The sequence below is a fragment of the Pseudoalteromonas sp. SR41-4 genome, assembly GCF_014163985.1.
GTDB lineage: Bacteria > Pseudomonadota > Gammaproteobacteria > Enterobacterales > Alteromonadaceae > Pseudoalteromonas > Pseudoalteromonas rhizosphaerae.
This window is the reverse complement of sequence record NZ_JACJEI010000015.1, coordinates 1-12,724: the sequence shown is the minus strand read 5'-3', so window position 1 is coordinate 12,724 and position 12,724 is coordinate 1. Positions and strand designations below refer to the sequence as shown.

12 protein-coding genes are annotated in these 12,724 nt (G+C 40.4%); 7 read left to right on the top strand and 5 right to left on the bottom strand.

What is annotated here, in order from left to right:
• Positions 1–6: 6 nt before the first annotated feature.
• The 4 genes from dnaG to rsmD form a co-directional block, all read right to left on the bottom strand.
• Positions 7–1,761: a DNA primase gene (dnaG, locus tag H5180_RS13065; protein WP_145234801.1), complete on the bottom strand. Its 1,755-nt coding sequence runs from the start codon at positions 1,759–1,761 to the stop codon at positions 7–9.
• 169 nt (positions 1,762–1,930) lie between these two features.
• The gene (locus H5180_RS13060; protein WP_145234803.1) at positions 1,931–2,377 is read right to left on the bottom strand and encodes a GatB/YqeY domain-containing protein; all 447 of its coding nucleotides are present in this window, start codon (positions 2,375–2,377) and stop codon (positions 1,931–1,933) included.
• 20 nt (positions 2,378–2,397) lie between these two features.
• Positions 2,398–2,613: a 30S ribosomal protein S21 gene (gene rpsU / locus H5180_RS13055; protein ID WP_002957797.1), complete on the bottom strand. Its 216-nt coding sequence runs from the start codon at positions 2,611–2,613 to the stop codon at positions 2,398–2,400.
• Between the two features lie 163 nt (positions 2,614–2,776).
• The gene (gene rsmD, locus H5180_RS13050; RefSeq protein ID WP_145234805.1) at positions 2,777–3,376 is read right to left on the bottom strand and encodes a 16S rRNA (guanine(966)-N(2))-methyltransferase RsmD; all 600 of its coding nucleotides are present in this window, start codon (positions 3,374–3,376) and stop codon (positions 2,777–2,779) included.
• A 213-nt stretch (positions 3,377–3,589) separates the two neighbouring features.
• Here rsmD and ftsY point away from each other — a divergent pair, with 213 nt between their 5' ends.
• The 5 genes from ftsY to H5180_RS13025 all read left to right on the top strand — a co-directional run bounded on the left by ftsY (position 3,590) and on the right by H5180_RS13025 (position 11,078).
• Positions 3,590–5,794, top strand: coding sequence for a signal recognition particle-docking protein FtsY (ftsY, locus tag H5180_RS13045; protein ID WP_182758358.1), 2,205 nt, complete (start codon positions 3,590–3,592; stop codon positions 5,792–5,794).
• Between the two features lie 52 nt (positions 5,795–5,846).
• Positions 5,847–6,524 carry a cell division ATP-binding protein FtsE gene (ftsE, locus tag H5180_RS13040; protein WP_064665448.1) on the top strand — a complete coding sequence of 226 codons (678 nt, stop codon included), beginning with the start codon at positions 5,847–5,849 and terminating at the stop codon, positions 6,522–6,524.
• A complete protein-coding gene (gene ftsX, locus H5180_RS13035; protein WP_145234809.1) occupies positions 6,521–7,507 on the top strand; it encodes a permease-like cell division protein FtsX in 987 nt (328 codons plus the stop codon). The genes ftsE and ftsX overlap by 4 nt, the downstream gene beginning before the upstream one ends.
• 236 nt (positions 7,508–7,743) lie before the next feature.
• Entirely contained in the window at positions 7,744–8,607 is an 864-nt protein-coding gene (rpoH, locus tag H5180_RS13030) for an RNA polymerase sigma factor RpoH (protein ID WP_145234811.1), read from the top strand.
• A 599-nt stretch (positions 8,608–9,206) separates the two neighbouring features.
• On the top strand, positions 9,207–11,078 hold the full coding sequence (locus H5180_RS13025; RefSeq protein WP_182758357.1) for a methyl-accepting chemotaxis protein: 1,872 nt from the start codon (positions 9,207–9,209) through the stop codon (positions 11,076–11,078).
• Positions 11,079–11,225: 147 nt separating this feature from the next.
• Here the strand turns inward: H5180_RS13025 and H5180_RS13020 are convergent, their stop codons facing one another.
• Positions 11,226–11,762 (bottom strand): dihydrofolate reductase family protein, encoded by a 537-nt coding sequence (locus H5180_RS13020; RefSeq protein WP_182758356.1) that lies wholly within the window; start codon positions 11,760–11,762, stop codon positions 11,226–11,228.
• Positions 11,763–11,849: 87 nt separating this feature from the next.
• Between H5180_RS13020 and H5180_RS13015 the strand changes: the two genes are divergently transcribed.
• Both H5180_RS13015 and H5180_RS13010 read left to right on the top strand, forming a co-directional pair.
• Positions 11,850–12,419, top strand: a complete 570-nt coding sequence (locus H5180_RS13015) for a TetR/AcrR family transcriptional regulator (RefSeq protein WP_145234818.1) — start codon at positions 11,850–11,852, stop codon at positions 12,417–12,419.
• 139 nt (positions 12,420–12,558) lie between these two features.
• Positions 12,559–12,724, top strand: a 166-nt coding sequence (locus H5180_RS13010; protein ID WP_182758355.1) for a transposase family protein, incomplete at its 3' end; no start/stop codon positions are given.

The window sequence follows — 12,724 nt, the reverse complement described above, 5'->3', positions numbered from 1 at the left end:
TAGCTGTTAGTGTCTTTTCGACCCTTTTAACGCTTGAGTAAGGGCTAAACATTCTAGCCTTTCTTCACTCGTAAGCCCTTGGGTCTTGTCTTTTATTAATAAGGTCTCGAGTCGATAATTTAAACACTGATCTTCAATAAATCTGAAAGTATTTTTAAATTCGTCCTCTAAACGGTCGTCATTGATCTCATGACGCCAAGTAGCGAGCTTAATGAGCGCCTCATACTCGGGTGTTTCTCGAAATGATTCAATTAATTGCGCTGTAGTAATGTCACTATTTTGTAAGGCGCAATGTTGTAGCTTAATAAGTAAGGCGATACCAGCAATATTCATTTGTGCTAAATCAGCTAAATAGGGCACTGTATTGGCTAACTTAGGATGCTGAATTAGTAACCCAATTGCGCGACGCATTGGCGTAATTTTAAATTTTCGCTCAATCGCATGCTGCTGTTTAGGTGTTTTTAAGCGATTGTTTAACTGCTCTTTAGTGCGGCCTATTAATCGACCTAAGTGCTCTAATAAGTTTTCTTGATAAAACTGACTAGGGATTTTTTCAATCAACGGAAGCACAGCACTAAGAAGCTTAGCTTTACCTGCATCGGTAGTTAAATCAATCTCTTGGCTGAGTTTATTAAACAGCACTTTGGTAAAATCATCGGCTTGAGATAAACGTAGTTCAAACGCTTCTTTGCCTTCTTTTTGTACTAATGAATCGGGATCTTCACCGTCTGGTAAAAATACAAACAGTAGCGCTTTGCCATCATTTAAATAGGGCAGGGCATTTTCGAGTGCACGCCAAGCGGCATCTCGGCCAGCGCGGTCACCATCATAACAACAAATTACTCGGTCTGTGGTTCTAAACAATGTATGCATGTGCTCAGCGGTGGTGGCGGTACCAAGCGCAGCTACTGCATATTCAATACCTTGCTCGCTCAGTGCTACTACATCCATATAGCCTTCAACTATGAGCACATGTTCAAGTTTTTTATGCGCTTGTTTTGCTTCATATAATCCATATAGTTCAAAGCCTTTATGGAAGATACGGGTTTCTGGCGAGTTTAAATATTTAGGCCCTTGATCCGCTTGCATCACACGGCCACCAAAGGCAATAACACGACCACGTTTATCGCGAATAGGGAACATTAAGCGATCACGAAAGAAGTCAAATTGGCGGCCAGGGGTTTTCTCTGAGGCCAGCTTTAGCTCAACTAATTGCTCTTTTTGTTCTTTATTGCGGCCAAGTTGTTGGCAAAGGCCTTCCCATTCACTGGGGGCATAACCAATCATAAACTTTTTAACTGTTTCGCCACTTAGGCCTCGGCCTTTTACATAGTCTATTACGGTTGCTGAATTAGCATGATGTTTTAACTGGTGTTGATAAAAACGCGCACTATGGAGCATTAAATCGTAATCTGAGCGTTTTTGTTCTGCGGTACGCTCTGGACCATTACTGGTGCCTTGCTCGCGGGGAACATCGAGATTTAGGATGCTTGCAAGTTCTTCAATGGCATCAACAAATTCAAGCTTGTCGTATTCCATAACAAATGAAATAGCGTTGCCGTTCGCACCACAACCAAAGCAATGATAAAACTGTTTGTCTTGAGATACAGTAAATGATGGGGATTTTTCGTTATGAAAAGGGCAACAGGCTTGGTAATCTTTGCCCGCTTTTTTTAAGCCAACTTTGGAGTCAATTAGCTCAACAATATCGGTTCTGGCAAGTAAATCATCTATAAAATTACGTGGGATCTTTCCAGCCATTAGTAAAGTGTAGTCCTGAGATAAATAGAAAATAAGGTGAACGAAATATCAGATAATTTAGTTCTACAATTTAGATTTGAACACAAATGCTATTTTTATTAAAGCGAAAAACGAAGAAACCGAGCACATGGCTCGGTTTGCTTAAATCATACATCTGTATGTGGGAGTATTAGGCAGTTAATCGTTGCTTAATTAAACCAGAGATCTTACCTAAATCGGCGCGACCTTCAGCTTTGCTTTTGATTATACCCATTACTTTACCCATATCTTGCATACCTGCTGCGTTAGTATCAGCAATAGCCGCATCAATAAGAGCTATGATTTCTTCTTCACTCAACTGTTGAGGTAAGAATTCTTCAAGAGCTGTAATCTCATTGGCTTCAATTTCGGCTAAATCTTCACGGCCAGCATCAGTATACTGAGTGTAAGAATCACGGCGTTGTTTAACAAGCTTCACTAATACTGCGGTAATACCGTCATCATCAAGTGTTATTTGCTCGTCAATTTCACGCTGCTTGATTGCAGCAAGCACCATACGAATTGGGTTAAGACGAGATTTGTCTTTCGCTCGCATCGCATCTTTTTGCGCATCTTTTAGCTTTATTAAAAGGCTCATTTATACAAGACCAATACTGATCAATATAATTTAACGCGACGTGCGTTATCGCGAGAAAGCTTCTTCATGTGACGCTTAACCGCTGCAGCTTTTTTACGCTTACGCTCAGCTGTTGGCTTTTCATAGTGCTCGCGACGACGAACTTCTGAAAGGATACCTGCTTTTTCACATGAACGCTTGAAGCGACGAAGTGCTACGTCAAACGGTTCGTTCTCTCTTACTTTAATTACTGGCATTAAAAATTCACCTACCTAAATAATGAGCGTTGCTCAAGTTGATCAAACAATGATCAAGTGGTTCAAAAATGGTGCAGTATTGTAATCCGAAGCCGCACCACATGTAAAGGATAAATATTGTCTGCTCCAAGTGGAAACAAAAAATATTTCTATGTTATTAATTTTACTGTAGTTCATAGAGGCGGCAAAATACTTGTCCCGCCGCTTTTTCTTTCAATAACAGCCAATTGCTGGGTGTTTGTAACGCACTCATCTCGCTTTCAACTTCAACATAAATGAGGGCGTTTTTACTTAACCAGTCATTTTCAGTGAGTAAATCACAGCATTTTTGGGCTAAACCTTGGCGAAAAGGTGGATCAATAAACACTAAGTTAAACTGTTGTTGCTGAGTATTGTTACTTAAATAAAGCAAACTGTCGGTGCAAATTACTTCAGCATTAGTGAGTTTTAACGTGTCAATATTAGTTTGTAATTGGTTGGCGGCGAGTTTATCCATCTCTAAAAAGCGTGCACTGAGAGCAAAACGAGAGAGTGCTTCAAAACCTAATCCACCGGAACCTGCAAAACAATCGAGTACTTTAGTATCGCGAGTATCTTGCATTAACCAGTTAAATACCGTTTCTTTGATACGATCTGTGGTTGGACGAAGACCTTGCACATCTTTTACTGGTAATTTACGGCCACGAAATTGCCCGCTGATGATCCTAATAACGCCATCGCTGGCTTTATTACTCACTTGTTTTTGTGGTGATTTATTTCTCATTTAGCTCACTAAAAAATGGTATCTAGAATCCAGCTCAGATAATATTGCAATCATATAGTAGCGTGTCATTTTTCAACTGCGCTAAAAGTGTTACTATGAGCATCTTAGACAATATGTTGTGGTTATTAGCGGCTGTGCTTTTAAAGCAATGCAGCGAATACACAAAGTATTACCGTTAGTTTATCAGATTTTTATAAGTGGTTATTAGCAAGTATGGCAAAAAAAAATAAATTCCTGTCTTGGTTTGGTTTTGGTAAGTCAGATAAAAACCAACAAGTAGAGCAGACCGCCCAAGAGGCCGATAACCAACAAGCGGAAGTTGAGCGCTTAGAACAACAGCGTATTGCCGCAGAGCAAGCTGAAGCTGAGCGTTTAGAGCAACAACGAATTGCTGCAGAAGAGGCGGAAGCTGAGCGCGCAGAGCAACAGCGCATTGCTGCAGAGCAAGCGGAAGCTGAGCGCTTAGAACAACAGCGCATTGTTGCAGAGCAAGCTGAAGCAGAGCGCTTAGAACAACAGCGCATTGTTGCAGAGCAAGCTGAGGCAGAGCGCTTAGAACAACAGCGCATTGCTGCAGAGCAAGCGGAAGCTGAGCGCTTAGAACAACAGCGCATTGCTGCAGAGCAAGCGGAAGCTGAGCGCTTAGAACAACAGCGCATTGTTGCAGAGCAAGCTGAAGCAGAGCGCTTAGAACAACAGCGCATTGTTGCAGAGCAAGCTGAAGCAGAGCGCTTAGAACAACAGCGTATTGCTGTAGAGCAAGCTGAGGCACGTGATGCTGAACGCCAAGCTATCACAGATGCTGAATTAGCAGCAACAGAACAAGCAGAACAACAACGCCGCGATGAAGCCGCTCGTTTAGTACAGCAAGAAGAAGCAATGCTTTTAGAGCAAGAACGTATTGCAGCAGGACAGGCCGAAGCTGAGCGTTTAGAGCAAGAGCGTATTGTTACTGAGCAGGCTGAAGCTGAACGTTTAGAGCAAGAGCGTATTGCTGCCGAGCAAGCTGAAGCTGAACGTGTAGAACAAGTGCGTATCGCAGCAGAGCAAGCCGAAGCTGAGCGTTTAGAGCAAGAGCGTATTGCCGCGGAGCAAGCCGAAGCTGAACGTGTAGAGCAAGAGCGTATTGCTGCCGAGCAAGCCGAAGCTGAACGTGTAGAGCGAGAGCGTATTGCTGCAGAGCAAGCCGAAGCTGAACGTGTAGAGCAAGAGCGTATTGCTGCAGAGCAAGCCGAAGCTGAACGTGTAGAGCGTATTGCTGCCGAGCAAGCCGAAGCTGAACGTGCAGAGCAACAACGCATTGCCACAGAGCAGGCCGAAGCTGAGCGTGTAGAGCAACAACGTATTGCCGCAGAGCAAGCTGAAGCCGAACGTGTAGAGCAACAACGTATTGCTGCAGAAGAGGCGGAAGCTGAGCGTTTAGAGCAAGAGCGATTAACGGCAGAGCTTGCTATCGAGGAAGCAAAAACAGCTGAAAAACCTAAGAAAGAAGGTTTTTTTGCTCGTCTTAAAAAAGGCTTATTAAAAACCAAAGTAAACTTAGGTTCTGGCTTTGCATCGATTTTCACTGGTAAGAAAATTGATGATGAATTATTTGAAGATCTTGAAACTCAGCTATTAACAGCCGACTTAGGTGTTGATACCACCATGAAGCTGATCGATCGTTTGACTGATGCGGCTAACCGCAAACAGTTAAAAGATGGTGATGCATTATATGAGCTAATGAAGCAAGAAATGGCGGCGATGCTTAAAACGGCAGAACAGCCATTAGAAATTCCTGCTGATAAAAAACCATTTGTTATTTTAATGGTGGGTGTTAATGGAGTTGGTAAAACAACGACCATTGGTAAACTTGCTAAGCAATTTCAGGATCAAGGTAAATCAGTCATGTTAGCTGCAGGTGATACTTTCCGTGCAGCTGCGGTTGAGCAATTACAAGTATGGGGTGAGCGTAATAAAATCCCAGTAATTGCACAGCACACCGGTGCTGATAGTGCCTCAGTGATATTTGATGCATTTCAAGCTGCCAAAGCGCGTAACGTTGATGTGTTAATTGCAGATACAGCTGGTCGCTTGCAAAATAAAGACAACTTGATGCAAGAGCTTGAAAAAATAGCCCGAGTGATGAAGAAAATTGATCCCGATGCACCGCATGAAGTGATGCTAACCATCGATGCTGGCACAGGGCAAAATGCAATTAGCCAAGTGAACTTATTTAATCAGTGTGTTGGCCTTACCGGTATTACATTGTCTAAGTTAGATGGTACAGCCAAAGGTGGGGTTATTTTTGCCGTCGCCGATAAATTTAATATTCCGATCCGCTATATTGGTGTTGGTGAAGGCATTGATGATTTACGTGCATTTAATAGTAATGACTTCATTGATGCGCTATTTAGCCAAGATGAGGACGAAGTTTAAATTTCAAAGGGGAGCTTGCTCCCTTTTCAGCTGTGGATGATTGATAACTAAAATGATAAATTTTCAGCAAGTCAGCAAAACATATCCCGGTGGTCACCGAGCACTGGAAAAAGTTAATTTTCATGTTAAACCGGGTGAATTGGCTTTTTTAACTGGTCACAGTGGTGCTGGTAAAAGTACCTTACTTAAACTCATTAGTTTAATGGAACGCCCGTCGGCGGGTCATGTTTTTATTAATGGCGTTGATTTAAATGCAGTAAAATCGCGGCAAATTCCTTATGTCCGCCGTGATATTGGTATCATATTTCAAAACCACCGTTTATTAGAGCGCCACACTATTTTTGATAATGTTGCCTTGCCGCTAATTATCGAAGGTACGCATCATAAGCAAATTGAAAAGCGTGTGCATGGCGCACTTGATAAAGTTGGCTTGCTAGATAAAGTAAAATGCCACCCTTCAACACTCTCTGGTGGTGAACAACAGCGAGTTGGGATTGCCCGGGCAATTGTAAACTCTCCGCCATTATTACTTGCAGATGAACCAACAGGTAACCTAGATCCTGAGCTTTCCATGGATATCTTGCGTTTGTTTGAAGAATTTAATAATCATGGCACTACAGTCTTAATTGCCACCCATGATTTAGGGCTGATCTCGCGAATGAAATACCGTAGCTTAACCTTAAAAGATGGTCGCATGAGTCAAGATCCATTGGCAGAGGCAACACTATGAGTTTGTTATTCAAAGGCCGAAAAAGCCAAAATGAACGAGTAAAAAAATCAGTTTTTGCAGCCGGATATTTCTTTGTGCTGAATATATTTCGCCAAGGTGTATATAGCCTAGGCGAAATGTGGCGCACACCGATGGCGTCAATGATGACCATTGCGGTGTTGGGTTTAAGTTTAACCTTACCAGCGACCTTGTATTTAGTGGTTAAAAATGTGCAGCAGGTCAGCAGTGGCTTTGAAGAAGCTGCAGAGATTTCATTATTTGTAAAAGAATCTATGAGTGAACAAGAAACACAAACGCTTGTTAAACGCTTAGCACTCTACCCTGAAATTGATAATGTCACTTTTATTTCTAAACAAAATGCGCTCATTGAATTTAAAGAAGTATCAGGGTTTGGCCAAGCACTTGAATATTTAGATAGCAATCCTCTGCCAGATGTTGTTATCGTCACGCCGACTTCTCGCCATCGTCAACCAAACGCCGCGCAAGCATTATTAAAAAAGCTTGAAGCAGAGCGTGAAGTCGATTTTGGTAAATTAGATATTGCCTGGCTTGAACGTTTAAATGCATTATTAAGCCTGTTAAAAGAAAGCGTGATCACCATCGCGTTGTTATTACTGACTTCGGTAACTTTGATCATAGGCAACACTATTCGCTTATCAATTATGGATAAGAAAGAAGAGATCCAAGTGATGAAGCTAGTCGGTGCAACCAATACCTTTATTCATGCGCCATTTTTATGGACCGGCATTTGGTATGGCATTGTTGGTGGTTTGTTTGCTTTTATATGTGTGGCCCTCATGATGTGGTGGCTTGGATCTGCAGTCACCCAAGTCGCTGGAGTGTATCAAACTAACTTTAATTTAATCGGCTTAAGCTTAGGCGAGTTTGGTGCGTTAGTGCTGCTTGCAACCAGCTTAGGGTTTGTTGGCTCCTACTTATCTGTTAATCGATATATAAAAGAAATCGAACCCGATAAAGTGTAACAATTATTTTTTATAATCATTGATTAAGTTGGTTGTGGTGAATTGCTTTATCATAACCAACTCACCGCAAAGCTAGAATTCATCGCTTATTCAGGCGTTTAAAGTAGAATAAAAAACACTGAAAAAAACACTGAAAAAACCACTTGCTTCAATCGAAAAAAAGTTTTACATTGAAGTTAGCACTCTAAGTGAAAGAGTGCTAAGATGGTTTCAAATGTTTATCACTGAGGTGAAAAATGAGTAAAGATTTATACGCAATGGCACTCACAGTTGGACAGCAAAGCGCAAGTATGGACGGTTACCTTCAAGCGGTAAGCACTATACCTATGCTAGGTGCTGAGCAAGAAAAAGAGTTAGCGACTCGCTTACAGGAAGATGGCGATCTTAACGCTGCAAAGCAACTCATCATGTCTCACCTTCGTTTTGTTGCACATATAGCTAAAGGTTACTCAGGTTACGGTCTACCGCAAGCTGATTTGATCCAAGAAGGCAATATCGGCCTGATGAAAGCAGTAAAACGTTTTGACCCATCAGTGGGCGTACGTTTGGTTTCATTTGCAGTGCATTGGATCAAAGCCGAAATACACGAATTTGTACTTAAAAACTGGCGCATTGTTAAAGTTGCGACCACTAAAGCGCAACGCAAATTGTTTTTTAATCTTCGTAAAAACAAAAAACGTTTAGGTTGGTTTAACCAAGCTGAAGTTGCTACCGTAGCGAGTGAGCTAGGTGTGAGTGAAAAAGAAGTTCGTGAAATGGAATCGCGCATGAGCGGCCAAGACATGGGCTTTGATTTAACCGGTGACGACAGCGATGACGCACCAACTAGTACCTATTCGCCTGTGCAATACTTAACTGATGGCAGTAATGATTTAGCTGAAGAAGTTGAACAGCAACAATATCAAGAGCAATCTCATACACGTTTATTTAGTGCGTTAAAAACCCTAGATGAACGTTCACAAGACATTGTTAGTGCTCGTTGGTTATCAGACGATAAAGCAACACTGCAAGAACTGGCTGAAAAATACAGCGTATCTGCAGAGCGTGTTCGTCAACTTGAAAAAACAGCAATGAAAAAGTTACAAGCTGCAATGAGTTAATCACAGTTTTACAAAATTATTAAAAGCCCTGCATGAAAATGCGGGGCTTTTTGCGTTTAGGGAAGTTACAAGTTTTAAGTCATAAGTGGCAAAAAGCAAGACGACCAATCTACTTTGATACTAGTATTACAAGCGCTGAGATTGATGGAAAAGCGTTACTACTAAAAATTAATGAAGAAGATAAACCGTTGACTAGAAAAACCCTGTTAAACTCTTTCACAGATGATGATCAGAAAAGTAGAGCTATAATATGGATTTCATACAGGGTGACTGCTCCGTCGTCACGGCTTATTACTTTTGCTTAATTTAATATAATGACTAGGCGTTACAATTATTTTAAATAATAATATACGTGCAGTATTTATACCGTGCTATTTATTTACACTTGTTAGGTTATTAATTTAAGTTTTACATTGAATTAATAATGCTTCTTTTTATATTATCTTAAATCTTTGATTTTAATTTATTATTTAAATCTTGTATGCGAAAATAGAACAAGATTGAGAATTGTCTCTCAATTCATACTCTAAATTAAGCTAACCCCAAGCTGTATTTATATCCGTATTTCAATTTAATTAAAGTCAGTATTAGCACTCAATATGAATTCATATTCACTAAAGAAAAAAATATTATTATCGGTTGTTCTCGCCCTCGTAATTGTTGTTGTATTATTGTCATGGTATAGCTACTCCACGCAAAAAGCGTTGTTACTGCAAAACAGTGTTGATAGTGTGAGGCAAGCAGGTAAACAGCAAGCCGCGCGTATTGAAGCATGGTTAACCGATCGTCAGCGAGTGATCGCTTCTGTCGCCACTAAAGTCGAAGGTGATACGCTTAATGCATTGCAGCAAGCACAGATATCTGGCGATTTTCAATTAACCTATTTTGGTAACCGCGACGGGCTGATGGTGGACTCTGATCCCAGTATTGACCGCTCAGGTTATGATCCTAGAACACGTCCTTGGTATCAGCAGTCACAACAAGCTCGTAGCAGCATAATTACCAAGCCTTATTTGGATGTGGCCTTTAATCTATTGGTCGTTACCATAGCTCATCCAGTGCGCAATGGTGTGGTTGGCGGTGATGTGTCAATTGCGAGTATTGTCGATAGCGTTAGCAATATGTCTCTACCGGCAAACGGTTATGCCATCATGATGCATGAAGACGGTACTGTGATCGCCTATAAAGACTCAAGTAAATTGATGGGTAAAATTACCAATATTGAGACTAAATTAAGCAGCCGACTAATCGAATCAAGTAGCCAAACAGGCCAACTTACGCCTGTTTATTTTGAAACTGAAGCTCGGGATAAGCTACTTTGGGGGGAAAAAATCCCCAATACAGATTGGCAGCTAGTTTTTGTACTCGACAAACAAACGTTAGAGGCACCATTAGTAAGCTTGATGGTCACACAGTTAGGACTGGCAACGTTAGCACTGATCATTAGTGTATTATCTATTTCTTGGTTGTTAAGTTTGCTACTAGGGCCACTAAGTCGCGTGTCGCAAGCGTTATCTCGTATTGCTGCAGGCAATGGTGATTTAACTCAGCGTATTACAGTCGACAGCCAAGACGAAGTTGGCATGTTAGCTGATAGCTTTAATAGTTTTGTAAGTAGTCAACATCAGCTGATCAGTCATATTCGTCAACTAGCGACTGATCTAGACTCAGATGCAGAGAAAAGTCTGTTAACCAATCAATCAAGCGTTAATGAACTACAGCGCCAACAGCAAGAAGTTACAATGGTTGCTACCGCAGTTACAGAGATGTCCAGTGCTACTCATGAAATTGCAGCTAACGCTGAAAATACCGCTGCCGCATCCCAGCAGTCGGCGCAAAGCAGTATTCAGGGGAAAAGCTTAGTTGATAAAACCAGAACCACGATTAACTCATTGGCATCAGAAATTGATGAAACCACAGTAGTGATCAGTGAGCTGAGCCTGCATGCACAAGCAATCTCAAGTATTTTAACGACGATTCAGGAGATTGCAGAGCAAACTAATTTACTAGCATTAAATGCTGCGATTGAAGCGGCGCGTGCCGGCGAGCAAGGCCGTGGTTTTGCTGTTGTCGCAGACGAAGTTCGGGTGTTATCACATCGTACTCAAAACTCTACCGCAGAGATTTATACCACGATTGAAACGTTGCAAAATACCACTAAAAAAGCGGTTAGCTTGATGGATAGCAGTAAAAGTTTAGCTAATAATAGTGTTCACGATGTCAACGCCGCAGCACAAGCTTTAGAAGAAATTACTCAAGCAGTGAATGAGATCTCCGACATGGCTGGGCAAATTGCAGTCGCAGCCGAGGAGCAAACTCAAGTAACAAATGAGATAACCAGAAACACGGTCGCGATAAAAGATGTCACTGATGAAATCACTTCGTCGGCGATGACTCATTTAAGTCAAGCCAAAATGCTTAAAGATCGCGCAACTGACTTAAACGAAAAAGTTGCTACCTTTATTCTGTAATGTGACATTTTTGCTTTGAGGCTGAATACCAGCTAATCAAAATTGAGTAAGTTTGTATGAGGGGGTTTCTCCCTACAGACTTACTCAATCGTAAATTAAAATATTAACTTGAGAGGGGAGGAGGAAAGGAATTTTAACTGTTTTAAATTATATTCTGTGTCTTTTAAAATGACTTTGACTAATACCATGAGGGAATACTTCAGACTTTATGCATCGAAATTCGAGAGTATCTTTCAGCTGACCAAATAACGAAATACCAGCACCTAATAAAACAGGAATTGTGGTAATTATCATTTCGTCTATCAGATCATCTTTTAGGAAGTTTTGAATTGTCACACCGCCATCTATATATAAATTTTTATAGCCATCATCTTGAAGTTTTGTAGTTAACTCTCGTAAATCACCTTTTACTATAGAAAATTTACCTTCACAGCTTGCTGGCACACTGCTTAGTGTATTACTTAAAACAAATACAGGCTTTGAATATGGCCATTCACATTCTAGCGTTAACACTAATTCAAATGTGTTGCTGCCCATAACTAAGGCATCAATACTTTGCATATGCTTAACAAATCCCATATCTAAATTATTAGGGTTGGGGATTGAATATAACCAATCAATTTCATTATTTTTATCTGCAATGTAGCCATCCAAACTTGTTGCTATAAATGCTAAATTAGCCATAGTTGTCTCTTATGTTGACTCTATATTAATATCAAATATTCTACACTGTAGAATATTTTTGTAAACTTCAATAAATTAGGCAGGGTTATGACGGTTAAAAAAAGAGGCCGGCCGCAAAAAGAATCAAAGGTATTAAGCGGTGAGGAAATAATAAAAACGGCTAAAAAACTGATGTTAACTAGCGGTAAGATACCGAGTATTCGATCTTTGTCGGCAGAGCTTCATGTAGATGCAATGGCAATATATTATTATTTTAAAAATAAAAACGTGCTGTTAGAAGAGCTAACAACATCTCTAATTTTTGAGATGTATATACCTAAGAATGATTTAGAGTGGGAGGTAGAGTTACGAAAGCTCTCAAAAAGCTATGTTGCACTTTTAAGTAAATATGATGGTTTGCTGCAAACATTGTTGTCTATGAATTCTACAAGCCCAGCTAACGTTTTTATTGATAGATTTAAAATAATTACAAAGGATTTAAATCTGGAAGTATCAGCAGAAAAGGCTTCACTAAATTTACTTGCTGATTATTTACATGGTTTTTCTATGTCGATGAGTTGTGATAGTACAGCTCAATTAACAGTTGATGATGTTGATGGATCGCTTGATATTATATTTGCTGGAATCAATGCTTCATTGAGCATGAGTAACCAGTAATTTATTGATAACAGTTTATTTTTGATTGGAGCCCTTTAATTGTTTAACTGCCATAATATTTAGTTAGTAAGCAGGGCCAGATCACGAACTTTACCTTGACTTAAAAGTATGATCTTATACTCCTTTTTAAGGAGCCCCCATGCCTGATATTCAACTATTTAAATATTTCGAATCAATTGCCGACCCTCGCCAGCAGGGTAAAGTTGTCCATAAACTTTTTGATATCATATTCTTAGCTGTCAGCGCTGTCATATCTGGGTGCCAAGGCTGGGAAGATATTGAAGATTTTGGCCATGATAGATTAG